We start from the raw sequence: 23,667 nt of genomic DNA on the forward strand, positions 1-23,667 counted from the left end.
CGGGTCTCCTAGACCGGAAGCAGTCGGCCGACGATGGTGGTGAGCTGGCGGGCCGAACGACATTCGTGCATCTCGATGATGTCGGCGTAGCGGTCGGCGGCGGAATCGCCGGTGCCCCACATCTTCTCGGCCTCGGGGTTGAGCCAGTAGGCGTGCTTGGCGGTGCCGACCAGTTGACGCAGGGTGTCGAGCGCCGGGTCACGGTAGTTGGTGCGGGCGTCGCCGAGGATGAGCAGGGAGGTGCGGCTGGTGACGGCGTCGGGGAACTTCTCGGCCAGACCCTCCAGGGCCGAACCGTAGTCGGAGTGGCCCTCGATGCCGACCACTTTGGACTCGGTGAAGATGCGCCGGGTCAGCTGATCCAGCGGCGTCTTCGAGTCGAAAAGCTGGGTGACCTCGTCGGTCTGATCCACGAAGGCGAAGATGCGCACCCGGGAGAACTGTTCGCGCAAGGCGTTCACCATCAGCATGGTGAAGCTGGAGAACCCCGCCACCGACCCCGAGATGTCGCACAGCAGTACGAGATCCGGGCGGCCGGGCCGGGGCTTGCGGGTGACCAGGTTGACCGGGACGCCGCCGGTGGACATGGACTTGCGCATGGTTTTGCGCAGGTCGATCTCGCCGCGCCGGGAGCGGCGGCGGCGCGCGGCCAGCCGGGAGGCCAGTACGCGGGCCAAACGCTGACTGCTGCGGCGCAATTCGTCGAGTTCGGTTTGCGAGATGCGCAGGAAGTCGGCGTCCTCGGCTTGCCGGGCGACACCGTAGGTGGCGACCCGGTCGCGGCCGATGCGTTCGGCGACGCGGCGGCGCGTCTCGGCCTCGACGGTGCTGCGAAAGTCTTTGATGCGCTGGCGTGCGGTGCGCCGCGCCACCTCGGCGTCGAAGCCGTCGCGGTCGAAGTCGGAGTTGTCCATGCCCTGGGCCAAACCCGCGAGGATCTTGCTGACCAGCAGTTCGGGCTGCACGTCCTTGAGCGTCTGATACGCGGAGAACGACGGCCCGCCCGCGGCCTGATACTGGCCCATCTGCTCGACCATCTGGGCTGCGAGGGCCTGCAACTGCTGCGCCTGTTCCCCGGACGGGTCCTGGATCAGCAACTCCGCCAGCATCTTCCGCAGTTCGAGGATGTCGATCGAGCCGTCCGGCTTGACCGGCAGCACGACCTCCTCGGCCCCGACCCGCTCGCCCAGCGCGGCCGGGAACCACAGGTCGAACATGCCGTCGAAGGTGTTGCGCTGGGTGGTGCGGCGCAGCAGCGCGCAGGCCAGGCCCTCGCGCAGGGCCTCGCGGTCCATCAGGTCCAGGACGGTGAGAACCTGTCCGGCGTCGACGGTTTCGGACGGCCCGACCGGAATTCCCCGGCCGCGCAACGCTTCCACGAACCCGACGAGATGTCCTTCGATCCCGTGCTCGGCCGTCGGCCCCGGCACCTGCACCGGCTTGGCGGGGGTGCCGCCGCCCGAGATCGCCCGCATGGCAGCGGAAACCAGTCCGCGCTGCCGGTTCTCGGTCATGTCAGGCCAGCTTCAGCTCGGACTGCGCGCGCACGTGGTCGGCCTGGTGCTTGAGCACCACCCCGAGCGTGGCCCGCACCGTCTTGTCGTCGAGATCCTTCGCGCCGAGCGCCAGCAGGGTGCGCGCCCAGTCGATGGATTCGGCGACCGACGGCAGCTTCTTGAGTTGCATGCCACGCAGCACGTGCACGATCCGCACCAGCTGGGCCGCCACCGCGGGCTTGAGCTCGGGCACCCGGCTGGCCAGGATGCGTCGCTCGAGGTCCTCGTCGGGGAAGTCGATGTGCAGGTAGAGGCAGCGCCGCTTCAACGCCTCGGACAGTTCGCGGGTGGCGTTGGAGGTCAGCACCACGAACGGCTTGCGGGTGGCGGCGATGGTGCCCAATTCCGGCACGGTGACCGTGAAGTCGCTGAGCACCTCGAGCAGCAGGCCCTCGATCTCGACGTCGGCCTTGTCGGTCTCGTCGATGAGCAGCACGGTCGGCTCGTTGCGCCGGATGGCGGTCAGCAGCGGGCGTTCCAGCAGGAATTCCTCGGTGAAGACGTCGGCCTTGGTTTCGGCCCAGTCGTTCTCCGAGGAGGCCTGGATGCGCAGGATCTGCTTGGCGTGGTTCCACTCGTAGAGGGCGCGTGCCTCGTCGACGCCCTCGTAGCACTGCAGTCGCACCAGTTCCGCGCCCGCGACCTGCGCGACGGCCTTGGACAGCTCGGTCTTGCCGACGCCGGCGGGGCCCTCGATGAGCAGCGGCTTGCCCAGCCGGTCGGCGAGGAAAACCGAGGTGGCGGTGGCCTTGTCGGCCAGGTAGCCGGTATGGGCCAGCCGCTCGATCACATCGTCGACCGACGAGAAGATCGGCTCCTGGGTGGGTGCGGTGGTGGGAGCCACGGGCTGTCCTCTCAACTAGACGGGCCGAATCTGCCCGTCACCCCACACTATCCACTTGGTCGAGGTCAGTTCCGGCAGGCCCATGGGTCCGCGCGCGTGCAGCTTCTGGGTGGAGATGCCGATCTCCGCGCCGAAGCCGAACTGCTCGCCGTCGGTGAAGGCGGTGGAGGCGTTGACCATGACGGCGGCGGCGTCCACCCGGGCGGTGAACTCGCGCGCGGCCTTCAGGTCGGCGGTCACGATGGCCTCGGTGTGGCCGGTGCCCCACTCGTTGATGTGCTCGACGGCCGCGTCCAGGTCGTCGACGACCTTCAAAGCGATGTCGAGGGAGAGGTATTCGTCGGCCCAGTCGGTATCGGTGGCGGGCACCAGGCCCGGCAGGTCACCGTGGATGGTGACGCCGTTGTCCTCGAGGGCCTTGATCAGGCGCGGCACCGCGACATCGGCGACGGCCCGGTCGATCAGCACGGTCTCGGCGGTGTTGCACACCGACGGCCGCCGGGTCTTGGCATTGATCAGGATGGACTCGGCCATGTCCAGATCCGCGTTCTTGTGCACGAAGACGTGGCAGTTGCCGGTGCCGGTCTCGATGGTCGGCACCAGGGCGTCGCGCACCACGGCATTAATCAGGCCCGCGCCGCCGCGCGGAATCACCACGTCCACCAGACCGCGCGCTTGGATCAGATGGGTGACGCTGGAACGGTCCTCCGACGGCAGCAGTTGCACCGCGTCGGCCGGAATCTCCTGCGTCTCGAGTGCTTCCCGAAGCACCTGCACCAGCGCGGCATTGGAGTGCGCGGCCGAGGACGAACCGCGCAGCAGCGCCGCGTTGCCCGACTTCAGCGCCAGCCCGAAGGCGTCGACGGTGACGTTCGGCCGGGCCTCGTACACCATTCCCACGACCCCGAGCGGGACCCGCACCTGGCGGATTTCCAGGCCGTTCGGCAGGGTCGACCCGCGCACCACGTCACCGACCGGATCCGGCAGCCCGGCCACCTGCCGCAGCCCGGAGGCGATGCCGTCGATGCGGGCCTCGGTCAGCCGCAGCCGATCCAGCTGGGCATCGGCGGTGCCGCCGGCCTTGGCGATCTCGATGTCGCGCGCATTGGCGGCGAGGACGGCGGCCTTGGCCGCGAGCAGGGCGTCGGCCGCGGCGTGCAGCGCGGCGTCCTTGCGCGCGGTGGTGAGCTGGGCCAGCGTCCGCGACGCCACCCGAGCCCGGCGCGCCGAGTCGTGCACTACATCGCGGACGGCGTCCCGGTCGGTGGTCGTGGGAGCAGTCATGGGAACAGATTACTGACTAGCTTCCGCTGCCGGTCGGGGGCAGGTTGTCGTCGCGGTCGTGGTGGTCCTCCCACCAGTCGCGGCAGCCCTCGCGCCAGTATTCGTGCTGCACATGGCAGTGCCACCAGTGCCAGTCGTCGGCGTCGACGAACTGGGCCTGCGGGGCGTCGACGGCCGGGCCGGAGGTCACCGGGTCCGCGCCAGCCAGGCCCGCCCCGGCCAGTGGTGCGGACAGGACCGCGAGGACCAGCAGGCCGCGCGTGGCGGTGCGTCGAATGACGGCTGTACTCATCGCAAAACTCACCTTCATCAGGGGGAATGCTCCGAAAGTCGTGGAGCGCGAACATGATTCAAGTCGACCGGCGGCCGGATCCCCAGCGTTGCGCGTTCTTCTTCAGGACAGCTTCAGATCCCCGGCGCACACCGCGAAACTTGCTACCGTGAGCCAATGACCGCGAGCATCCGGTTGTCCTCGGGCACCGGCAGATGGGTTCTCCTCGCGACCGTCCTCGGTTCGGGGATGGCCATGCTGGACGCCACCGTCGTGAATGTGGCCCTGCCGCGGATCGGTGACGAATTCGGCGCGTCCATGGCGGATCTGCAGTGGACGGTGAACGCCTACACGCTGACGCTGGCCGGGCTGATCCTGTTGGGCGGATCGCTGGGCGACCGGTACGGGCGCAAGCGCGTGTTCCTGATCGGGGTGGTGTGGTTCGCCATCGCCTCGGCGTTGTGCGGTGCGGCGCAGGATGTTCCGATGCTGATCGCGGCACGAGCGCTGCAGGGTGTGGGCGGTGCGCTGCTGACGCCCGGATCACTGGCCATCATTCAAGCCTCGTTCCGCCCCGACGAGCGGGCGAAAGCTGTCGGGGCCTGGTCCGGGCTGGGTGGCGTGGCGGGTGCCATCGGGCCGTTCCTGGGCGGCTGGCTGGTGGAGGCGGCCGGATGGCGGTGGGTGTTCCTGCTCAATATCCCGCTGGCCGCGGTGGTCGTGGCGGTGACGGCACGGCATGTGCCGGAGACCCGCGACGAATCCGCGCATGGCAAGTTCGATGTGCTGGGCGCGGTGCTGGCGGCCGGATGCCTGGCCGGGATCACCTACGCGCTGACCATGGCCCCCGCGCACGACGCGAATCGAATTCTGGTGTGGGGCAGCGCGATCGCCGGTATCGCGGCGGCGGTCGGATTCGTGGTCGTGGAACGGCGGCGCTCGCGCGGCGATACCGATCCGTCGGCCATGCTCCCCGTGGACGTCTTCGCCTCCAAGCAGTTCAGCGCCATCAATGTGGTCACCTTCGTCATGTACGGTGCGATGAGCGTGGTCTTCTTCCTGCTGGTCCTGACCCTGCAGGTGGTGGCCGGGTTCAGCCCGATCGCCGCGGGCACGGCCATGCTCCCCGTCACCGTCCTGATGCTGCTGTTCTCGGCCCGCTCCGGAGCCCTGGCGCAACGCATCGGCCCGCGCTGGCCGATCACCATCGGCGTCCTGCTGGCGGCGGCGGGCATGCTGCTGATGACCCGCATCGGTGTGCACACCTCGTATCTGCGCGATGTGCTGCCCGCCGCAATGGTTTTCGGACTCGGCCTGGTGCTCGCGGTGGCCCCGCTGACCGCCACCGTCCTGGCCACCGCCGACGAGCGTCACGCGGGCGTGGCCAGCGGCGTGAACAATGCCGTCGCCCGCGCCGCCGGTCTCCTCGCGGTGGCGGCCATCCCACCCCTGGCCGGTCTCACCGGCTCCGCCTACACCGACCCCTCAGCCTTCGACCACGGCTTCCGCCTGGCGATGATCACCTCGGTCATCCTCATGATCGCGGCCGCCGCCCTCGCCTTCTTCACCGTCCGCGACGACGCCCTCCGCCAGGCCCCACCGGACTGCGAACCCGAATGCAAGACCTTCTCCGCCGTCGCCAGCCCACCCCTGGAACCCCACCACGCCCCGAAGTCCGAGACCTAACCGATCGCGGTGCCCGGGGTGTGGCCGAGGGTGCGGCGGTAGACGTCGATGAAGGCGCTGGGGGACGCCCAGCCGCAGCGATGCGCGACCGCGGTGACGGGTTCACCGTCGGCCAGCAGGCGGATGGCGTGCTGCAGGCGGAGCTGGGTGCGCCACTGGGGGTAGGTCATGGCGAATTCGGTTCGGAACAAACGGGTCAGGGTGCGTTCACCGGCTCCCACCTCGCTGCCCAGATCGGCGAGCGGTCGGCTCACGGCCAGATCGCACTCGACCAGTTCGCAGGCGCGCCGGAGTCGATCGTCCCGGGCCGCGGGCAATCGCAGCGGCTGTTCGGGACTGCGGGCGATGCGGTCGAGCAGTACCCCGCGTAGCCGGTCCAGTTCGGCGGCGGGCAGGTCGCCGGGATCGGAGCAGGCGATGAGCAGTTCGCGCAGCAGCGGCTGTGCCGTGATCACGACCGGTGTGCGGTGCTGCGGCAGCGAACCGGAAGGGAATCCGACGCAATGGAATCGGGTCGGCCCGAAGAAGGTGTGCTCATGCCAGCAGCCGGCCGGAATCCAGATCGCGCGGTCGGCCGGGGCGATCCAGGACCCCGCGTCGGTGCGGACCTCGGCCGCACCGGAACTGGGATAGATGATCTGGTCGTCGGAATGCCGATGCCGTTCGATGCGTGAACCGCCGGACTGCTCTCGGAAAGCCGTCGGGTCGAGCCAATCCTGGCGGGTTTCCGACACAAACTGGCAGTTTATCGGAAGTTCGCCAGCCCTCCGATTTCTAGGCTCGACCCGGTGGGAGAGGAGTCAACGATGGTGAACACACTGGCGGGCCCGGCGGCCGGCACTCGGTCGGCGTGGAATCGGATGCGGCACTGGGTGATCGCGCATGCGGTCGATGATTTCTATCAGGGGCTGGTGCCGGCGAGTATTCCGTTCTTCGTGCTGGAGCGGCATTACAGCTATGTCGGGGCGTCGGGGTTGGCGTTGGCGGCGACGCTCGGAAGTTCGCTGCCGCAGCCGATTCTGGGGATGTTGGCGGATCGGCGGCGGCTGCCGTGGCTGGCTCCGGCCGGGCTCGCGGTGGCGGGGATCGGTGCCGGGGCGGCCGGACTCGCGCCGAGTTACGCACTCGTGTGGATGCTGTTGCTGCTGTCCGGATTCGGGGTCGCGGCCTTCCATCCGGCCGCCGGGCGCGACGCACGCCGCGATGCCGGGGGCAGCACGACGGCCATGAGCCTGTTCGCGGCGGGTGGCAGTGTGGGATTCTTCCTCGCTCCGGCGCTGGCCACACCGGCGTTGGACGCCTTCGGGGTAGGCGCGACCGCGATCTTCCTGCCGCCCGCCGTGCTGATGGGGTTCGTGCTGTGGCGGTTTCAGCGGCGGCGGAGTGCGGAGGCCACGGCCGCGACCGAGCACACCGGCCGTGATCGGTGGGTGCCGTTCGCGGTGCTGACCACCGTGGAGGTCGTGCGATCGACCGTGTTCTTCGGGATGAACACCTTCATCGCGCTGTACTGGATCAATCATCTGGGTGCGTCTCGGGCCTTGGGCGGTGCGGCGCTGACGGCGTTCCTGGTGGGCGGGGTGCTGGGTACCTTGTCGGGCGGTCGGCTGGCCGATCGGATCGGCCTGACCCGGACCATCCAGATCGGCAGCGTCGCAGTCATTCCCGCGCTCGTCGCGGTGCGGATGGCACCCGATCCCAAGCTAGGTCTGCCGCTGGTGGTGCTCGCCGGATTCGCCGCCAACATCCCGTTCGCGGTGCTGGTGAAGCTGGGCCAGGACTATCTGCCGAGCCGCCCGGGTACGGCCGCGGGCGTGACCCTGGGTCTCGCCGTGAGCGCCGGTGGCCTGTTCGTTCCCCTGCTGGGTTGGATCGCCGACGCGCACGGACCGCAGGCGGCAGTGACGGTGCTGTGTTTCGTCCCCGCTCTGGCGGTGGCACTGGGACTGTTGCTGCCCGAACCCGACTAGGGTCCGGGGCATGGCGCGAATCGCGGTGGTGGGCAGTATCAATATGGATCTGGTGACGACCGTGGGGAGGCGGCCGGAACCCGGGGAGACGGTGTCCGGGGAGGGGTTCGCGCTGGTGCCCGGCGGGAAAGGGTCGAATCAAGCGATCGCCGCGCAACGGGCCGGAGGAGACGTCGAGTTCGTCGGGGCGGTCGGTGACGATGTGTTCGCGGCGGCGCTGCGAGAGGTGCTCAGCAAGGCCGGGGTCGGGGTTTCCCGGTTGCGGGCGGTGGACGGGCCGAGTGGGATCGCGGCGATCGTGGTGGACGGGGGCGGCGAGAACAGCATCATCGTGGTGGCGGGAGCCAATGGGCGGATGACGGAATTGACCGTCGCCGACCGGGAGACGATCGCCGCCGCGGATGTGCTCATGTGCCAGTTGGAGATTCCGGTGGCGACGGTACTGGCCGCGGCCAGGCACGCGCGGGCCAACGGGACCGTGGTGATGCTGAATCCGTCACCGGTGCGGGAACTTCCGGCGGAGGTCTGGGCCGAAATCGATGTCGCGGTGGTGAACGAGGGTGAGGGCGAGCAGTTGGCGGCGGCGCTCTCCGGCGTCCCGCACGTGATCACGACACTCGGCGCGGCAGGAGCGTCCTATCGCGGACCGCGCGGAGAGATGTTGTCGCAGCCCGGTATTCCGGTGCGGGTGGTCGACACCACCGGCGCGGGCGACACTTTCACCGGCGCGCTGGCCGCGCACTGGCACCGGGGTCCACGAACCGCGCTGGCCTGGGCTTGTACCGCCGGTGCGCTGGCGACGACGAAACTGGGTGCCAGCGCTTCGATTCCGGAGCTGGCGGAGATCCGGCGGGCGCTCGCGGAGGCTGGGGCGCGATAGCCGGATGTGATGATGGGGGGGGCGGGTTCGAGGAAAGGGTGTGCGATGTCGCTGCGGCACGGGCTGTTGGGATTGCTGGCGGAGGGGCCCGCGAGCGGGTACGACCTGGCGCAGCGGTTCCAGGAGGCGCTCGGGCCGGTGTGGCCCGCGCGGCATCCGAAGATCTACGCCGAACTCGGGAAGCTGGCCGAGGCGGGCCTGATCGAGCTGGACAGCGAGGGCGCGCGGGGGCGGAAGGCGTACCGGATCACCGAGTCCGGGCTGGCGGAGGTGCGGCGCTGGTTGGTCGAGGAGGAGGTCGATCACACCCTGCGGCTCGAACCGCTGCTGCGGTCGTTCTTCTTCTGGCTGATGGAGCCGAAGGATCTGGACGAGCATCTCGAGCGTGAGGGCAAGTTCTTCGGCGATACCGCGGCCATGTATCGCGAGTTGACCTTGGCGAAGGATCGCGGGGACTACGGGTCCGATCCGCACAACAAATCCAAGCGCATCGCGGTCGAGGCGGGCATCCGGTTGTACGAGGCGCTGGCCGAATGGGCCGAATGGGCTCGTGACGAGATCGCCGAGGATCGGCAAAACAGCTAGCCCACACCGGGATTGGATTCATTCGGGGAGACTCGCAGGCGTTGACATGTCCCTTGGGACATGTACCCTTGTTCATGTACCCGGGTATGCGTATCAACCGCGATTCGATCCGAGGCTCCACATGACATCAGCCATCACACCCCGCGCCGTCCTGCTCACCGGTGCGAGCGGCGGCATCGGCCGTGCCTGCGCACTGGCCTTGGCCGCCAAGGGATTCCACGTCTACGCCGGCGTCCACACCGCGACTCCGGACCTCGATGCCACCGGCATCACCCAGCTCACCCTCGACGTCACCGATTCCGGCAGCGTCGCCGCGGCCGCCGAACAGGTGGCGAAACACCAAGACGGGCAAGGGATCCACGCCGTCGTCAACAATGCGGGCGTGCTCGTGCAGGGCCCGACCGAACTGGTGCCGATCAGCGAATGGCACCGGCAGTTCGAGGTGAACGTGCACGGACCGGTGCTCGTCATCCAGGCATTCACACCACTGCTGAGGGAGGGCGGCGGCCGCGTGGTCAATATCAGTGCGGCCAGCGCCCGGGTACCGTTCCCGTTCCTCGGCCCGATCGGCGCGAGCAAGGCCGCGCTGGAATCGTATTCGGAGTCACTGCGGGTGGAATTGGCACCGTGGCGGGTTCCGGTGTCGATCGTGCAGCTCGGAGCCATGCGCACCGAGATCTTCGCGAAGTCGGCCGCCGCCGCGGAAATGGCACTGACACAGGCGGATCCACGGACGGTCGCGCTCTACAACCGGCAGCTCGCCGCCTTCGATCAGGCCGCCGCCGGACAGCGCTACGCCCCGGTCGGGGTGGCGGTGTCGGCCATCGTCCGCGCGGTCGAGGCCCGGCGGCCGCGGGCCCGCTACGTGGCGGGCACGGATGCGCGACTGGCGGTCTGGCTCTCGCGCATTCCGGCGCGGTTGCGCGACCGCGTCTTCGAGCGCGCGCTGGGCCTGTCCGGGATCGAGCCCGCTCCCCTTCCGGCGGCTTGACGGCCACGGGAACAGATCACGGCACCGCACGACTTCCAACGACGTGGACATTCGACCAGGATTTGAACCGGTCGAATGTCCACCACGTTTGGCATCGAGTTACGAACAGTCAGGAGCTGGGCCAATGGATTTGGGACTCGACGGCAGAACCGCGGTCGTGACGGGCGCGTCGGCGGGCATCGGCGCGCAGATCGCGCGGACGCTCGCCGCGGAGGGCTGCCATCTGCATCTGGCCGCCCGCAGTAAGGAGCGGCTGGACGAGCTCGGCGAGCAGTTGCGCGACGAGCACGGGGTGCGGGTCGTCACCCATCCGGTCGACCTGCGCTCGAGCGCGGATCTCGAGCAGTTGGCGACGGCGGCCGGCGAGGCGGACATCCTGGTCAACAATGCCGGTGACATTCCGGCCGGGACCCTGGCCGCCGTCGACGCCGAGACCTGGCGGCACGCCTGGGATCTCAAGGTCTTCGGATACATCGATCTGAGCCGCCGGGTCTACGCGGCGATGAAAGAGCGCGGGCGCGGGGTCATCGTGAATGTGATCGGTTCGGCGGGCGAGCGGCCCGATGCCGAGTACATCGCGGGCAGCACCGGCAATGCCGCGCTCATGGCGTTCACCCGCGCATTGGGCAGCCGCAGCCCGCGCGACGGCATCCGGGTGGTCGGGATCAATCCGGGGCCGGTGGCCACCGCGCGCATCACCAAACTGATCGAGACCAATACCCGTTTCGCCGGGATGGCCGCGGACTTCCCGTTCGGCCGTCCGGCGCATCCGAGCGAAATCGCGGATATGGCAGCGTTTCTCGCCTCCGATCGGTCCGGGTACACCACCGGCACCATTGTCACGATCGATGGCGGGCTGAGCCTGATCTGAAGGTCACGCGGCCGAGGTCTTCTTGCCCGTGTACAGGGCGACCAGATCAGCGAGCTGCTTCCCGGCGCGTTCCAGCGGCGCGGTGGAGCGCGACGCCAGCGACATGACGACCGCGCCCTCGACGGCGGCCACGATGGTGGTGGCCAGCGAGTGCGCGGTCTCCGCGTCGACATTCTCGGCCTCGAGCCGCTGGGCGAGAATGCCCTCCCATTCGGTGAAGGTCTCCCCCGCCACGTCGGCGGCGGCCGGCGATTCCGAGCGCCCGAGGGCGGCGGCGGCGATCGGGCAGCCCGCGGCGAAATCGGTGGACGTGAGCGTCTCGCGCCACATTCCGGGGAAGGCGGCGATGGCGCTGGCCAGGTCGGTGCTCGCGAGGATCGTCCGGATGAGTGCGCTCGACGCCTGCCCGGCGGTGCGGGTGGCCTCGGCGACCAGTTCGGATTTGCCGCCGGGGAAGTTGAGGTAGATGGACCGGCGCGAAATGCCGCTGTGGTCGAGCAGCTGCGCGATGCCGGTTCCGGCGATGCCGTTGCAGCGCATCAGGGCGATGGCGCTGTCGATGAGGCGGTCGCGGGCACCCATGGACGGTTCCTCCTTGCTGTATACCGATCGGTGTACTACCGTTTTGATATACCGATTGGTCTACCCAGTGTAGTCCGCCGCTCACCCCTTCGACGAGGAATCGGGGCCCACTCCATGGCAGCACCAGCAAACCAGCCGACCCTGCACGATCCGCTGCCGCTGGCGAGCGGTCAGGTGCTCCCCAACCGGCTGATGAAGTCGGCCCTCAGCGAAGGACTCGCCAACCCCGACAATGCCCCCGACGCCCGCCTGGAGCGACTCTACGGCCGTTGGAGCGACGGTGGCTACGGATTGATCGTCACCGGCAATGTCATGGTCGACCGCCGGCACTGTGGCGAACCCGGCAATGTGGCGATGGAGGACGAACGTCACCTGGATGCGATGACCCGCTGGGCCAAGGTCGCCAAGGACGGCGGTTCGAAGGTCTGGGTGCAGCTGAATCATCCTGGGCGGCAGGCCAACCCGATCGTCACCCGCACCCGTGCGGTCGCGCCGTCGGCCATCGCCATGGGCATTCCGGGCGTGCCCGCGCCGCGTGCCCTGAGCGAGGACGAGATCGGCGACATCATCGCCCGTTTCGGCCGGGCCGCCCGGGTCGCCGAGGCCGCCGGGTTCGACGGCGTGCAGATCCACGGCGCGCACGGATATCTGGTGTCGCAGTTCCTTTCTCCGCTGTCGAATCAGCGCACCGACGCCTGGGGTGGTGACGCGGAGAAGCGGCGGCGCTTCGTCGTCGAGGTGGCGCGCAGCATCCGCGCCGCGGTGAGCCCGAGTTTCGGACTGGGTATCAAGCTCAACTCGGCCGACTTCCAGCGCGGCGGATTCACCGAGGACGAGTCGCGCGCGGTCATCGAGGAGCTGTCCGGCGAGGGCCTGGACCTGTTCGAGATCAGCGGCGGCAGTTACGAATCCCCCGCCATGATGGGGCGACCCCGCACCGCGTCCGAGAGCACCCGCGCCCGCGAGGCGTACTTCCTCGACTACGCCGAGACCGCCCGGAAAGCCGCGGGCAGCGTTCCGATCGCGGTGACCGGCGGCTTCCGTTCGCACGCCGCCATGTCCGAGGCGCTGGGCAGCGGCACCTGCGATGTGGTCGGCCTGGGCCGACCGACCGCCGTGATCCCCACCGCCGCAGCCGATCTGCTGACCGAGCGCACCGACACCCTGCGGCCCCCGCACATTTCCCTCGGCCTGCCCCCGCGGCTCGCGGCGAACGGCAGCCTGAAATCCTTCGACGGCGCGCTCGACCTGCAGTGGCACACCGATCAACTGCATCTCATCGGCGCGGGAAAGGAGCCGAATCCGGAGCGCTCGCCGTGGCTGACGGCGGCGGCCATGCTGCGCCGCAATGGGTTCGACGCCTTCCGCAGCAAGCGTTCCGCCACGCAGCACAAGAGCGGTGCGAGCAAGGGCGATGCGGCGAGTAAGGGCGATGCGGCGAGTAAGGGCGATGCGGCGAGCAAGGCCGCCCGCAAGTTCCGCACCGAGCGCGCGGTGGGTCGCTACGTCATGAACCCGACCGTCCGCGCCCTGGACAAGGTCGGCATCCGCACCGCCTTCGCCACCGAGCTCGAGACCGTCGGCCGCAAATCCGGTGAGCCGCGCCGCGTCCCGATCTCCGTGCTCTTCGACGACGAGGGCGCGTGGGCCATCTGCCAGCACGGGCTGCGCTCGGGCTGGGGCCTGAATCTTTCGGCCAACCCGAATATCCGTCTCCGCCAGGGTGATCGCTGGCGCACCGGCACCGCCGTCCTGCTCCCCGACGACGACGTGGTGGCCCGCAGTCGCGGCTTCGCCCCGCATCCGCTGCTGGCTCCGCTCGCGCGCGGCATGTTCGCCGTGCTGGAGAGCGATCCGGTCACCGTCCGAATCACCTTCACCGACAACTGATTCCGGCGGCCGATCTCCGGATCGGCCGCCGCATATCATCTCGCCCTGGCACACTCACCCCTCGTCAGCGCGCTCACTTGGCGTAATTGCTTGCACCCCACCAGTCCACGACCACGACGTCCTCGTCGCCGACCACCCAGGCGTCGTGGCCCGACGGCAGCGCGGTGACCATGCCGGGAACGGCGTCGAATTCGGTGCCGTCGGCCATCTGGATGTGCAGGGTGCCCGACACGTGGTACTGGAAGTGTGGCGCTTCGCAGTATTCGGTGCCCGCCATCGGTTTGACGTCCAGCGACCAGCGCCAGCCGGGCTTCAGCACCAGGCGGCCGATATCGGCACCTTGTACATGGAGCACTTCCATTTGCCCGTGCTCGAAGGCACGCACCTCGTCCGGGGCGGCGAAATCGCGGTGTTCGGCGCGCGCGCCCTGAATCGTGTTGTCGGTCATCGTGCTCACTCGTCCCAGACCTGGACGCCGACCTCACGGACGATGTGCCCGTCGGCGATATCGAGGGTGGCGGCGCACAGCACGCGGCTGCCGCCCGGGTATTCGCAGTCCTCGGTGAAGGCGACCCGGTCCCCCTCGGAGGTCAGGTGCTGGACCCGATGGGTCATATCGCGGCTGCAGATGTCGGTGAGGTACTCGCCGATCTGGCCGCGTCCGCGCAGGATCTGCGGATTGCTCGGCGGGTGCAGCCGGTCGACCAGCCGCATTTCCGCGTCCTCGGCGTACAGGTCGATCAGTTGGGCGGCGTCGCGTTCCTCGATGCCCCGCCGCAGCGCCGCGAGGTCGAACCGCGCGGTGGATTCCATGGTGCTCATATCGTGTCTCCGGATCGGGGCCGTCCGTCGCGGCCACTGATCCCAGCATCGGCGGCCCCCGTCATTTGATCGTCAACGCCGGGACAGACCCGCCCCCGAGGACTACCGTTCCACTCATCGGATGGTGGTTATGCTGCGGATTCACATCTTCGGTGCACTCGAGGTCGAACTGGACGGCGATCCCGTGCCACTCCCGCGCGGCCGCCTGATCCCCTCCCTCCTGGCCTGGCTGGCCCTGCATCCCGGCCCCCACCCCCGCACCCGCGTCTGCGCCCAGTTCTGGCCCGACGCCCCCGACCCCAAGGCCCGCGCCAGCCTCCGCAACGCGGTCTGGACACTGCGAACCGCTTTCGGCCCCAACGCCTCCGCGCTCCGAACCGACCGCGACACCGTCGAACTCCGCCGCGACGCGGTCTGGGTCGACGCCGTCGAGTTCGATCGTCTCCGCGCCGCCGGCCACGCCGAGCAGGCGATCACCCTCTGCCGCGGCGACCTGCTCACCGACCACGACGAGGAATGGGCCCGCCGCTCCCGCGACGATTACGCGCAGCGACTGGCCACCCTGCTCGCCGTCACCGCGCAGGCCGCCGAATCCGGCGGCAACTTCGCCCGCGCCCGAGTCCGAGCCCACCGCCGCGCAACTTTGCGCCCGTTGGACGAAGAGGCGACTCGCGAGCTGATCCGCCTGTCCGCAGCCGACGGTGATCTTCCGGCCGCGCTGACCGCATTCACCCGCCTCCGTGACGCACTGCGCTCCGAATTGGATGTCGAGCCCGCCGCCGCCACCCGGGCCTTGATCAACACGCTGCGCCCGCCACCCGGGACCCAGCACCCGACCCTGCCCGGAATCGGCAGTGACGCACCAACTCCGGCCACTGACACGACGGATCCGGCAACACCCGCACAGGCCGTCGGCGAGCCTGCGACAACATCGGCCACGCCGGGATTCGCGGGCACGTCCGCAGTCACGGCCATTGCCGAGGGAGTCGGCGGCACTGCGGGCATTGCCCAGGTTCGGGACATCGATGTGACCGGAACAGCCACGGCGGCAACGCTTTACGGCCGGACCGCAGAGTTGCACGCATTGACTTCCTACTGGCACCGGGCACGCGACGGAGCGGGGATGGTGGCGGCCCTGAGCGGCGACGGCGGAATCGGCAAGACCCGGCTCGCGGAGGAAATGCTCACCATCGCCCGCCGCGACGGAGCCCGCACCGCGATCGGCGCCCCCGGTGCGCTGGGCGGCGCACCCTACGAACTGTGGTCGGAACTGCTGGCCGAAGTGCTCGAGCCGGGCGATCGGCTGCCCGAGGGCACACTGTGGGCAGCGGACCTGGCGCGGCTGTTACCCGGAGTGGCAGCGCATTTGGGCCTGCCCTCCGCACCGGGGTCGGACGCCGGGTCTACGCCTTCGGCAACCACACCGGCTCAACCGCGCGACGCGCGTCGGACACCGCCTCCGGCGGGAACACCAAGGGCGGCAACGCAAGTGGACCTGGCCACCGCGCGGGAGTCGGTGACCACACCTGCCCGACCCGACGACCACGGTGCGCCGACACCTTTGGCGCGCGCCACCGCGCGCGGGAGGCAGACAAGCAGCGCGCTCGGGGTGGAGCATGATCGGATTCGGCTGTTCGAGTCTGTCGTCGAGCTGCTCGGGTTCCTGGCTGCGCGCCGGCCGCTCGCGGTTGCGCTGGAGGATTTACAGGCGGCTGATCTGTCCAGTCTCGAGCTGCTTCGGTATGTGGGGCGGCGGCTTTCGCGGGTGCCGGTGCTGGTCATCCTTACGCGGCGTCCGATGCCGCCCCGCCCGCAGGTGGACGGTGTGCTGGGCGCGCTGCGGGCCAAGGGGGCGTTGCGGCTGGAGTTGGCGCTGAAACCTTTGGCTCCGCAGGCGATTCGGTCGATTGTGAGAGAGGCGGCGCGGCTGCCCGCACCGGTGGAGAACCGGATTCTCGCGGTGGTCGACGGCAATCCGCTGCTGGCGACCGAGACGGCCCGGCATGTCGCGCGCGGCGCGGGAGACCCGGCCGACGGGCTGCGCGTTGCGACGGGGTCGGCCATGGCGCGGCTCAGCGAGTCCGCCAGGCTCTTCCTGGATCTGGCGGCCGCGGCGGGGCGGGATTTGACACGGGGCGAGGTGCTGGCGTTGCCGCTGCTGCCCGATCCGGCCGCAGCTGCTACGGAATCCCTTGGTGCGGGCCTGCTTCGGGTGCGCGAGGACGGAATCGGATATCGGCACGAATCGCTGCGGCAGGCGGTCTACGACGAGATTCCACAGCTGCGACGGGTCCGGTTGCACGATGCGCTGGCCGCGAGCCTGCACGAGCGCGGCACCGTGAGCGGCCAGCGCCGCGCCGTCGAGTTGGCCCGGCACCTGCGACTGGCCGGGCACCGGGGCCGCGCGGCCACGGAGTTGCGGCACGCCGCAACGGCGGCTCGGGCGGTAGCGGCGATGACAGAGGCGGCCGAATATCTGCGGCAGGCCGTCGAATTGGATCCCGAGAACAGTGGTCCGCTGCTCGAGCTCGCCGAGATCGAGGCGTGGCGCGGGTTGCCGGACGCTTCCGATACTGCTTTCGACCGGGCCTTGGGGCTGATCCCGACGGCCGATGCCGAGGCGCTGGTGGATGCCTGGTTGCGGCGGGGGCGGTGGCTGCGGGGCGGGGTGTGTCATCCGCGCGAGGCGCGACGTTCGTATCGGGCCGCGCTCGATGTGCTGGAGCGGGTATCCGAACCGGATCCCTTGATCCGGGTCGAGGCGCTGGCCGGAATGGCCTGGGCGGAAGCGGTTGCCGGAGATCCGGAGGTGGCCGCCGAATTACTGTGCGAGGTGGACGTTCTCGTGCACGGCCACCCCCTGGCCGAACTGCTCACCCACGACATCAGCTTCGCGCGGGCCCATGTGCTGCTGCGGGTCGGCAGATTCACCGACAGTTACGGCCCGCTGATCGCGGCCGCGCATGCGGCCGGGCGGGCGGGGCGGCCCGATATGGCGTACGCGTGTCTGGCCAATGCCGCCGGTGCGGCCGCCTGTGCCGGAGATTTCGAGCGGGCGCTGGACTTCGTGGAGCGCTGTTTGCCCCTGGTCGTGCCCACCGGACTGACCCGGCTGGCGGTCTACTCCTACACCGGGCAGGCCGCCGTCCTGCGCCGCCTGGGCCGGACGCGCGAGGCCGCCACTGCCTTGTCGGCGGCCGAGGACGCCGCCAATCGGCTCGGTATCGCGGCGCTGGAAGGGCTGGTGCACGCCGAGCGCGCGCAGCTGGCCCTGTGCCATGGTGAGTTCGACACGGCCGTCACGGAATTCCGGTCCGCGCTGGACGCCGAGGCACCGATCAGCCGCCCGCTGGCCCGGCTGTTCCTGGCCGAGGCGCTGGCCCGCGCCGGGCGGAGCGCCGAGGCCGAGGCCGAAATCGAGGCCGTCGCCCTGGAACCCATGTCCGACAGCGATTTCCCCGACACCCTGGTGGCCCGGATGAACCGGGTACAGGGTCTGCTGGCGGCCCGCGAGGGCGATGACGAACTCGCGATAGTCCGGCTGCGTGCGGCGGCCGCGGGTTGGCGGCGGCGGGCCGACGCGGCGGTGGTGGGTCGCCGATATGCCGCCAACATCATCGACCTGGGCCGTCCTCCGCTGTCGGGCCTGGTGGAGCCGGAACGCGAATACCGGGTTGTGACAGCGGAATTGGCCGCGCTCCTCGAGCCCGCGTCTTCCGGGCAGCGTCGAGCGCCCGAGAGGAGACCCGATGCCGGCATTCGATGACCGGGTGCATACTGCCGCGTCCCCGGCGGCGGTCTGGAAGCTGCTCTACGACCCGTCGCGCTTCACCGAATGGTGGGTCGGCATCGGCAGTGTCGAACCCGAGGCCGCGGCACCCGGCGCGGACGCGTCGGCGTACACGATGTACCCGGACGGCTATCCCGACTTCCCGATGCCGCAGACGCTGCGCACCGATCGCCACAATCAGCAGGTGACCATCTCCTGCCTGGTCTCGGATCTGCTGTTCGTCTGGCGGCTGACCCGGGCGGAGGACGGGAGCGGCACCGATATCGAGGTGCACGTCGACATTCCGGAGTCCGAGGCCGCCCGGCTCAGCGCCCAACGCGAGATCATCCACGGGTCACTGTTGCGACTGGCCGAGCTCGCCCACGCGCCACATTGATCACCGATCGCGCTGGTCGGGATTGGTGATGTTCCGCTGTTTCAACTCACCGAGCACACTCGAGACGGTGGCGAAGTCATTGTCGATGTGGAGCACGGTCAGGTCATGATGAACCGCAGTCGCGCATACCACCAGATCGACGACACCCGCCGACCTGTGCAGCCCACGCTGAGTGAGCTTGTACTGGGCCGAATCCACCCAGCGCCAAGCCGATTTGGGAACCGGAGCGGGACGGCAGAGTTCATCCAGGGCCTCGGCCATCTCATCGCGATGTGCCGAACTGGTTGCCGAGTAGAGAAGTTCGGTGCGGGTAGGTTCACACAGATAAAGTGCTCCGACTCGCGCAGGTTCCCGCCAGCGCTCAGCCTCATCAGGATTGCGGAAGATGTACCAGAGGGCGGATGTGTCGAGCAGGTATCCGGTCACTAGGGCGACTCCGGGTTTTCCGTTCGTTTCCGCGCGGCCTTCGCCGCCGCATGAGCCTCAGCGGCCTGATCGAAATCGCCGCGCCGACCCATGGCTAGGAGCTTGTCGAACGCCTCGAGCCTCCGGCGTTGCTGGACGTACTCGACCAGCGCACGGTTGACGGTCTCCTTCTTCGTCGTCGTCCCCATCAGCCGCATCGCTTCGTTCAGGGCGTCGTCGTCCAGATCGATCTGAGTGACCGTCATGACCAACCTCCGAATGTTGGCGATATACATGCTCCATGTACATCGCCATCATACCTCTGTTGTCGAGGGTATTCACCAGCCGGTTCACGCCGATTTCTCGCTGACCGCGACGGCCGAGCACGGCGAGCCGTTCTCGAGTTTCTCTCACCTGAAGCCGTGGCAGCCCTCCTGAACGCCCGCTGATTCGCAGTTGTGGAACATGTTTCGCAGCGCGACGACGCCCTACGCCCAGCCGGTTTCTGTCGGCTGGTGCGCGCTCACCACCGCGGGCGAGTCAGCCCCGGGCCCATTCGTGGCCCCAGTAGCTGTCGGCGGTCATCTCCTCGGCCACGTAGTCGTCGCCGACCAGCATGCCCTCGCAACCGAATTCGAGGTCCCAGTTGCCCGGGGTGCGGACGTAGAAGGAGATCATCTTGTCGTTGGTGTGGCGGCCGAGCGTGGAGGACAGGTGGTAGCCCGCCTTGTTCACCCGGTCCAGGGCGCGGCCCACATCGTCGAGTGAGTCGACCTCGACCATGACGTGCACGATGCCAGGGCCGTCGGGGCGCGAGCCCGGGATGAGCGCCAGGCTGTGGTGGCGCGGGTTGACGCCCATGAAGCGGATCCAGATCGGATGCTCCGGCGGGCCCACCCGGAAGGAGCCGCGCGAGGCGAATCCCAGGACCTCGGTGTAGAACTGGCGCGCTTCCTCGATATCGCGGACCGGGAGCACCACGTGCCCGAGCCCGAGATCGCCGGTGACGAAGCGGTTGCCGAACTTGCCGACGACCGGGCTGTGGTCGAGCAGCGGGCCGTGGAAGACCTCGATGGTGAAGCCGGACGGGTCGACGAAGGCGATGGCCTCCTCGACGTGCCGGTTGACGGCCTCGGTCACCGACAGCGTGGTGACGGCGATACCGGCCTTCTCCAGCGTCTCGCGGACGAGCTGCAGCGAGCGGCGGTCGGCGACCTGCCAGCCGACGGCGATGACGGCGTCACGGTCGCCGGGCACGAGTTCGAAACGGTAGGTGTGCTCGTCGACGCGCAGGTAGATGGACTCGGCATTGGGGCCCGACCCTTCGGCGAAACCGATGGTGTCGAAGGCGAATTTGCGCCAGGCGTCCACATCGGCGATGTGGGCGCGGACGTAGCCGAGGGAGGCGAACGCGGCCATGGGTTTACTCCTCGCGATATCTGTCGGCGTGATCAGTCGTAGGTGACGGTGACGTCGTCGGTGACCGGAACGGCTTGGCAGGCAAGCACGTAGCCGTCGGCGATGTCGGCTTCTTCGAGAATTTCATTGCGCCGCATGCTCACCTCACCGGTGACGACCCGGCACACGCAGGCGCTGCACGCGCCTTCCTTGCACGAGTAGGGGGCGTCGAGGCCCTTGGCGAGCATGGTGTCGAGCAGGGTCTGCTGTCGCGGCCAACGTAGTTCGTGGTTCTCGCCGTCGAGTTCGACCCGCGCGATGGCGGCATCACCGTCGTCGACGACTTCGGCCGCAACGGTGTCGGTCTCGAACGGATTGCCCGACAAGGACACGAACTTCTCGATGTGCACGCGCTTGCGGTCCGCGCCGAGTTCGGTCATGGCCGCCGCGACCGCGTCCATGAACGGGCCGGGACCACAGACGAAGACTTCCCGGCCCGCCCACGGCCGTGCCAGCGCGGCCAGTGCGGCCACGCTCGGCAGGCCCTGTACGGACTGCAACCAGTGCAGCACCAGCAGCCGATCCGGGTGCGCGGCCGCCAGTTCGGCGAGTTCCGCGGCGAAGATCACCGAATTCTCGTGCTGGTTGGCGTAGATCAGCGTGCAGTGCCCGCTGCCCTGCGCCAGTACGGATTTCAGGATGGACAGCACCGGGGTGATGCCGCTGCCGCCGGCGAACAGCAGCAGGTCGGTGTCGAGCGAGTCGGGGGTGAAGATCCCGGCGGGCGGCAGCACATCCAGGCTCAGCCCTTCCGCGGCGTTGTCGCACAACCAGTTCGAGCCGTACCCGTCGACGGTCCGCTTGACGGTGACCTTCAGCGGCCCACCCTCGTGCGGCGCGCTCGACAGCGAATAGCAGCGGCTCACCGATCCGGTCAGCTCGCTGGGGATGCGCAGGGTCAGGAACTGGCCCGGACGGTAGGTGAACCGTGCGGCGTGCGCGGCGTCGGGGGCGAACTCGAGTGACACCGCATCGGCGGTTTCGCGGACCACGCGCACAATGCGCGCGCTCGCGATGCCGCCGGCCGCTGCCGTCGCGGTGGCCTCGGCTTCCAGTGCGGCCGTGTCGGGCTCCATGTCCGTCACCGTCATTGCTCCACCAGTTCCATTCCTGTGCTTCGTATTTGCCCGGATTCACCGGCCGAATGTGACGTGTGACACAGCTGTTTCGGCGGGGTTTCCGTTTCGTTCACGGGCGGGCCGGGTAATCCCCTCTCAGGGCCGACCGCCGACGACGCCGGGAGGCCTCCCCTCGGGGGCAGTAGCCCCACGCCTAGGTCAAGGTTCGACCGCGGGTGCGCACGTCCACATCTCGGGTGCTGACGTGCACCGCGCCCTTGGCCACGGCCTCGTCGATGCTGGCGCGCAACGCCCCGCAGGTGTGCGAGCGCGGGCCGTTTCCGGCGAGCTCGGCGCAATCCGCCTTCGCGGTCTTGTTCCATTGCACGCTGGTGTGCTGGTCGCTGTACTTCTCCACCAGCACGCACGTCCCGCAGGACCTGCACGAAACCTTGTCCATGGCAGTGCCTCTCAGGCGTTGGCGGCTTCCCGCTTGGCGATATTGTCGGCGACCTCCGCCTCCCAGGCGGTGACCGCGCGGGTGGTGTCCACCTCGTACTCGAAGCGGTCGGTCATCTCGTCGGAGACCTCGGCCGCATCCACATAGAACTGCTCGTACCAGCGACGCAGCTGGTAGACCGGCCCATCCTCCTCGCACAGCAGCGGATTGTTGATGCGCGACTTGCGCTTCCAGATGGCCGCATCCTGCTCGAAGCCCTTGCCCAGGCCGCCGACGAACTTCTCGGCGATCTCCTGCGCCTGCTCGGCGGGCACGCCCGCGGGCTTCTTGGCGATCGCGCCGTACATGAGCACGAAGCGGTTCTCGTCGATCGGGTAGTGGCAGTTGATCAGGTAGCCCTCGACGACCAGCCCGTTCGGGCTCTCGCTCTTGAGGTAATCGATCATGTAGGACGGCCCGTAGTACGCGGCCTCCGACTGCAGCACGTTCTTGCCGCCCAGCGCCTTGGCGGTCTCGCCCATCATGTCCTCGCGCGAGACGGAGGTCATGTACTGCGCGGCGGTGTGGCCCTCGAAGACGTTCTTGAAGAAGGTCGGGAAGCCGTAGTGCACGTAGAAGAAGTGCGCCATGTCCACCACATTGTCGACGACCTCGCGGCAGTTGGCGTCGACGATCATGGAGTTCCAGGTCCAGTCGGTCCACTCGTCGTCGAAGGCGGCGTCGACGCGCGGGATGGCGAGCTCGGCCGGCGGCTGCTTGTTCTCCGGGTCGTGCCAGACGAACAGCTGCTTGTTCTCGACCATGGTCGGCCACGCCTTGGTGCGGGCCAGCGGCGGCACGCGGCGCGCGTAGGGGATGCCGGTGCACTTGCCCTTGCCGTTCCAGCGCCAGTCGTGGAACGGGCAGGCGATGGAGTCGCCCTTGACGGTGCCGTCGGCGAGGTTGCCACCCATATGCGGGCAGTAGGCGTTGAGCACGTTCAGGGTGCCGTCCTCGGCCGCGAACACCACGATCTCGGTGCCGAAAGCCTTGACGGTGTGCGGCTTTCCGTCGCGGAACGAGTCGGCCAGACCCAGGCAGTGCCAGCCGCGCGCGAACCGCGTCGGGGGCTTGCCCGAGTCGATGACGCGCACTTCGCTCTCTGCGGTGGTCATGATGATTCCTCTCCCTTGCCTTGCTTCAAATGGTCGCGGCCCCTGTGACGGCGATGACAGCGCAGTCTCACTGGCCGGGAGGTAGCTACTGGTGTGCGAGACGTTTGAAGCCCGCGCGGTAGAACAGCAGCGGGTTCGCCTCGGAATGCTCGTTCAGGCTGGTCACACGGCCGATCACAATCGTGTGATCGCCGCCGTCGACCTCGTCGTGCAGTTCGCAGTCGATGCTCGCCATCGACCCGGTGAGCAACGGCGACCCGTTCGCGGACGCGGTCCAGTCGACCCCGGCGAACTTGTCCGGCCCCGGCCGGCCGAGCTGGCGGCAGATCTCGTCCTGATGGTCGGCCAGGATGTTCACGCAGAACCGGCCCGCCGCACGGATTTTCGGCCAGGTGCTCGAGGTCCGCGCCGGGAAGAAACTCACCAGCGGCGGGTCGATGGACAACGATGCGAACGACTGGCATGCGAAGCCGATGGGCCCACCCTCGTCAAGGGCGGTGATCACGGTGACGCCCGAGGCGAAACGCCCCAGAACGGTCTTGAAAGCTGTCGCGTCGATGGCCGGGGTCTGGTCCAGGACCGGATCCACAGCGCCTCCTTATTTCGATCCGAAATATAGCTAGAAGTCATGACAGCAGGTGGCGGCCGGAGGGCGTCAACTCCGTGGTTCGGTCATCGGGACACGTATGCGTAGGTTTTACGTAGTTCTCCCGATTCCGCAGGTTGTGGCGCAG

Annotated in this window: 24 protein-coding genes; 9 read left to right on the top strand and 15 right to left on the bottom strand. The window is 68.7% G+C overall.

What is annotated here, in order from left to right; translation table 11 throughout:
• Window positions 1-8 precede the first annotated feature (8 nt).
• The 4 genes from ACFXHA_RS15255 to ACFXHA_RS15270 are packed head-to-tail and all read right to left on the bottom strand — an operon-like array spanning window position 9 to window position 3,976.
• Window positions 9-1,475: a VWA domain-containing protein gene (locus ACFXHA_RS15255; protein ID WP_379358268.1), complete on the bottom strand. Its 1,467-nt coding sequence runs from the start codon at window positions 1,473-1,475 to the stop codon at window positions 9-11.
• A gap of 40 nt (window positions 1,476-1,515) precedes the next feature.
• Window positions 1,516-2,400 (bottom strand): AAA family ATPase, encoded by an 885-nt coding sequence (locus ACFXHA_RS15260; RefSeq protein WP_379356985.1) that lies wholly within the window; start codon window positions 2,398-2,400, stop codon window positions 1,516-1,518.
• A gap of 15 nt (window positions 2,401-2,415) precedes the next feature.
• Window positions 2,416-3,684: a glutamate-5-semialdehyde dehydrogenase gene (locus ACFXHA_RS15265; protein ID WP_379356987.1), complete on the bottom strand. Its 1,269-nt coding sequence runs from the start codon at window positions 3,682-3,684 to the stop codon at window positions 2,416-2,418.
• A gap of 16 nt (window positions 3,685-3,700) precedes the next feature.
• A complete protein-coding gene (locus ACFXHA_RS15270) occupies window positions 3,701-3,976 on the bottom strand; it encodes a hypothetical protein (protein ID WP_379356989.1) in 276 nt (91 codons plus the stop codon).
• 156 nt (window positions 3,977-4,132) lie between these two features.
• Here ACFXHA_RS15270 and ACFXHA_RS15275 point away from each other — a divergent pair, with 156 nt between their 5' ends.
• The gene (locus ACFXHA_RS15275) at window positions 4,133-5,641 is read left to right on the top strand and encodes an MFS transporter (RefSeq protein ID WP_379356991.1); all 1,509 of its coding nucleotides are present in this window, start codon (window positions 4,133-4,135) and stop codon (window positions 5,639-5,641) included.
• Here ACFXHA_RS15275 and ACFXHA_RS15280 read toward each other — a convergent pair.
• Entirely contained in the window at window positions 5,638-6,375 is a 738-nt protein-coding gene (locus tag ACFXHA_RS15280; protein ID WP_379356993.1) for an AraC family transcriptional regulator, read from the bottom strand. The two genes, ACFXHA_RS15275 and ACFXHA_RS15280, sit on opposite strands and share 4 nt — an antisense overlap.
• A 72-nt stretch (window positions 6,376-6,447) precedes the next feature.
• Between ACFXHA_RS15280 and ACFXHA_RS15285 the strand changes: the two genes are divergently transcribed.
• The 5 genes from ACFXHA_RS15285 (at window position 6,448) to ACFXHA_RS15305 (ending at window position 10,938) form a co-directional block, all read left to right on the top strand.
• Window positions 6,448-7,611 (top strand): MFS transporter, encoded by a 1,164-nt coding sequence (locus ACFXHA_RS15285; RefSeq protein WP_379356995.1) that lies wholly within the window; start codon window positions 6,448-6,450, stop codon window positions 7,609-7,611.
• 10 nt (window positions 7,612-7,621) lie between these two features.
• Window positions 7,622-8,491 (top strand): ribokinase, encoded by an 870-nt coding sequence (locus ACFXHA_RS15290; RefSeq protein ID WP_379356997.1) that lies wholly within the window; start codon window positions 7,622-7,624, stop codon window positions 8,489-8,491.
• 45 nt (window positions 8,492-8,536) lie between these two features.
• Window positions 8,537-9,076 carry a PadR family transcriptional regulator gene (locus tag ACFXHA_RS15295; protein ID WP_379356999.1) on the top strand — a complete coding sequence of 180 codons (540 nt, stop codon included), beginning with the start codon at window positions 8,537-8,539 and terminating at the stop codon, window positions 9,074-9,076.
• A 121-nt stretch (window positions 9,077-9,197) separates the two neighbouring features.
• Complete coding sequence (locus ACFXHA_RS15300; RefSeq protein WP_379357001.1) at window positions 9,198-10,067, top strand: SDR family NAD(P)-dependent oxidoreductase; 870 nt, start codon at window positions 9,198-9,200, stop codon at window positions 10,065-10,067.
• Between the two features lie 124 nt (window positions 10,068-10,191).
• Window positions 10,192-10,938: a short-chain dehydrogenase/reductase gene (locus tag ACFXHA_RS15305; protein ID WP_379357003.1), complete on the top strand. Its 747-nt coding sequence runs from the start codon at window positions 10,192-10,194 to the stop codon at window positions 10,936-10,938.
• 3 nt (window positions 10,939-10,941) lie between these two features.
• Here the strand turns inward: ACFXHA_RS15305 and ACFXHA_RS15310 are convergent, their stop codons facing one another.
• Window positions 10,942-11,520 carry a TetR/AcrR family transcriptional regulator gene (locus ACFXHA_RS15310; RefSeq protein WP_379357005.1) on the bottom strand — a complete coding sequence of 193 codons (579 nt, stop codon included), beginning with the start codon at window positions 11,518-11,520 and terminating at the stop codon, window positions 10,942-10,944.
• A gap of 114 nt (window positions 11,521-11,634) precedes the next feature.
• On the opposite strand from ACFXHA_RS15310, the gene ACFXHA_RS15315 reads away from it, so the two are divergent.
• Window positions 11,635-13,410 carry a nitroreductase family deazaflavin-dependent oxidoreductase gene (locus ACFXHA_RS15315; protein WP_379357007.1) on the top strand — a complete coding sequence of 592 codons (1,776 nt, stop codon included), beginning with the start codon at window positions 11,635-11,637 and terminating at the stop codon, window positions 13,408-13,410.
• A 73-nt stretch (window positions 13,411-13,483) separates the two neighbouring features.
• On the opposite strand, the gene ACFXHA_RS15320 is transcribed toward ACFXHA_RS15315, so the two are convergent.
• Window positions 13,484-13,858, bottom strand: coding sequence for a cupin domain-containing protein (locus tag ACFXHA_RS15320; RefSeq protein ID WP_379357009.1), 375 nt, complete (start codon window positions 13,856-13,858; stop codon window positions 13,484-13,486).
• Between the two features lie 5 nt (window positions 13,859-13,863).
• Window positions 13,864-14,232: a nuclear transport factor 2 family protein gene (locus ACFXHA_RS15325; RefSeq protein ID WP_379357011.1), complete on the bottom strand. Its 369-nt coding sequence runs from the start codon at window positions 14,230-14,232 to the stop codon at window positions 13,864-13,866.
• A gap of 121 nt (window positions 14,233-14,353) precedes the next feature.
• Between ACFXHA_RS15325 and ACFXHA_RS15330 the strand changes: the two genes are divergently transcribed.
• Window positions 14,354-17,998, top strand: coding sequence for an AAA family ATPase (locus ACFXHA_RS15330; RefSeq protein WP_379357013.1), 3,645 nt, complete (start codon window positions 14,354-14,356; stop codon window positions 17,996-17,998).
• Complete coding sequence (locus ACFXHA_RS15335) at window positions 17,982-18,398, top strand: SRPBCC family protein (RefSeq protein WP_379357015.1); 417 nt, start codon at window positions 17,982-17,984, stop codon at window positions 18,396-18,398. Before ACFXHA_RS15330 ends, ACFXHA_RS15335 begins: the two co-directional genes overlap by 17 nt.
• Here ACFXHA_RS15335 and ACFXHA_RS15340 read toward each other — a convergent pair whose 3' ends face one another.
• From ACFXHA_RS15340 to ACFXHA_RS15370, 7 genes are all read right to left on the bottom strand, one after another.
• Window positions 18,399-18,824 (bottom strand): PIN domain-containing protein, encoded by a 426-nt coding sequence (locus ACFXHA_RS15340; protein ID WP_379357017.1) that lies wholly within the window; start codon window positions 18,822-18,824, stop codon window positions 18,399-18,401.
• A complete protein-coding gene (locus ACFXHA_RS15345) occupies window positions 18,824-19,069 on the bottom strand; it encodes a type II toxin-antitoxin system VapB family antitoxin (protein ID WP_379357019.1) in 246 nt (81 codons plus the stop codon). Before ACFXHA_RS15345 ends, ACFXHA_RS15340 begins: the two co-directional genes overlap by 1 nt.
• Before the next feature lie 274 nt (window positions 19,070-19,343).
• Entirely contained in the window at window positions 19,344-20,222 is an 879-nt protein-coding gene (locus ACFXHA_RS15350) for a VOC family protein (protein ID WP_379357021.1), read from the bottom strand.
• 32 nt (window positions 20,223-20,254) lie between these two features.
• On the bottom strand, window positions 20,255-21,337 hold the full coding sequence (locus tag ACFXHA_RS15355; RefSeq protein ID WP_379358270.1) for a 2Fe-2S iron-sulfur cluster-binding protein: 1,083 nt from the start codon (window positions 21,335-21,337) through the stop codon (window positions 20,255-20,257).
• A 196-nt stretch (window positions 21,338-21,533) separates the two neighbouring features.
• Window positions 21,534-21,779, bottom strand: a complete 246-nt coding sequence (locus ACFXHA_RS15360; protein WP_379357023.1) for a hypothetical protein — start codon at window positions 21,777-21,779, stop codon at window positions 21,534-21,536.
• 11 nt (window positions 21,780-21,790) lie between these two features.
• Window positions 21,791-22,933, bottom strand: coding sequence for a Rieske 2Fe-2S domain-containing protein (locus ACFXHA_RS15365; RefSeq protein ID WP_379357025.1), 1,143 nt, complete (start codon window positions 22,931-22,933; stop codon window positions 21,791-21,793).
• A gap of 85 nt (window positions 22,934-23,018) precedes the next feature.
• Window positions 23,019-23,522 carry a flavin reductase family protein gene (locus tag ACFXHA_RS15370; protein WP_379357027.1) on the bottom strand — a complete coding sequence of 168 codons (504 nt, stop codon included), beginning with the start codon at window positions 23,520-23,522 and terminating at the stop codon, window positions 23,019-23,021.
• Window positions 23,523-23,667 lie beyond the last annotated feature (145 nt).

Source organism: Nocardia sp. NPDC059240, from assembly GCF_042753865.1.
Classification (GTDB): Bacteria; Actinomycetota; Actinomycetes; order Mycobacteriales; family Mycobacteriaceae; genus Nocardia.

Bases quoted from the DNA above. Each gene is read 5' to 3' on its own strand.
- ACFXHA_RS15355 (WP_379358270.1), bottom strand. From the start codon at position 21,337: ATGGAGCCCGACACGGCCGCACTGGAAGCCGAGGCCACCGCGACGGCA.
- ACFXHA_RS15295 (WP_379356999.1), top strand. From the start codon at position 8,537: ATGTCGCTGCGGCACGGGCTGTTGGGATTGCTGGCGGAGGGGCCCGCG.
- ACFXHA_RS15275 (WP_379356991.1), top strand. From the start codon at position 4,133: ATGACCGCGAGCATCCGGTTGTCCTCGGGCACCGGCAGATGGGTTCTC.
- ACFXHA_RS15335 (WP_379357015.1), top strand. From the start codon at position 17,982: ATGCCGGCATTCGATGACCGGGTGCATACTGCCGCGTCCCCGGCGGCG.
- ACFXHA_RS15290 (WP_379356997.1), top strand. From the start codon at position 7,622: ATGGCGCGAATCGCGGTGGTGGGCAGTATCAATATGGATCTGGTGACG.
- ACFXHA_RS15315 (WP_379357007.1), top strand. From the start codon at position 11,635: ATGGCAGCACCAGCAAACCAGCCGACCCTGCACGATCCGCTGCCGCTG.
- ACFXHA_RS15285 (WP_379356995.1), top strand. From the start codon at position 6,448: ATGGTGAACACACTGGCGGGCCCGGCGGCCGGCACTCGGTCGGCGTGG.
- ACFXHA_RS15360 (WP_379357023.1), bottom strand. From the start codon at position 21,779: ATGGACAAGGTTTCGTGCAGGTCCTGCGGGACGTGCGTGCTGGTGGAG.
- ACFXHA_RS15300 (WP_379357001.1), top strand. From the start codon at position 9,198: ATGACATCAGCCATCACACCCCGCGCCGTCCTGCTCACCGGTGCGAGC.
- ACFXHA_RS15350 (WP_379357021.1), bottom strand. From the start codon at position 20,222: ATGGCCGCGTTCGCCTCCCTCGGCTACGTCCGCGCCCACATCGCCGAT.
- ACFXHA_RS15325 (WP_379357011.1), bottom strand. From the start codon at position 14,232: ATGAGCACCATGGAATCCACCGCGCGGTTCGACCTCGCGGCGCTGCGG.
- ACFXHA_RS15305 (WP_379357003.1), top strand. From the start codon at position 10,192: ATGGATTTGGGACTCGACGGCAGAACCGCGGTCGTGACGGGCGCGTCG.
- ACFXHA_RS15265 (WP_379356987.1), bottom strand. From the start codon at position 3,684: ATGACTGCTCCCACGACCACCGACCGGGACGCCGTCCGCGATGTAGTG.
- ACFXHA_RS15365 (WP_379357025.1), bottom strand. From the start codon at position 22,933: ATGACCACCGCAGAGAGCGAAGTGCGCGTCATCGACTCGGGCAAGCCC.
- ACFXHA_RS15270 (WP_379356989.1), bottom strand. From the start codon at position 3,976: ATGAGTACAGCCGTCATTCGACGCACCGCCACGCGCGGCCTGCTGGTC.
- ACFXHA_RS15320 (WP_379357009.1), bottom strand. From the start codon at position 13,858: ATGACCGACAACACGATTCAGGGCGCGCGCGCCGAACACCGCGATTTC.
- ACFXHA_RS15310 (WP_379357005.1), bottom strand. From the start codon at position 11,520: ATGGGTGCCCGCGACCGCCTCATCGACAGCGCCATCGCCCTGATGCGC.
- ACFXHA_RS15330 (WP_379357013.1), top strand. From the start codon at position 14,354: ATGGTGGTTATGCTGCGGATTCACATCTTCGGTGCACTCGAGGTCGAA.
- ACFXHA_RS15255 (WP_379358268.1), bottom strand. From the start codon at position 1,475: ATGCGGGCGATCTCGGGCGGCGGCACCCCCGCCAAGCCGGTGCAGGTG.
- ACFXHA_RS15345 (WP_379357019.1), bottom strand. From the start codon at position 19,069: ATGACGGTCACTCAGATCGATCTGGACGACGACGCCCTGAACGAAGCG.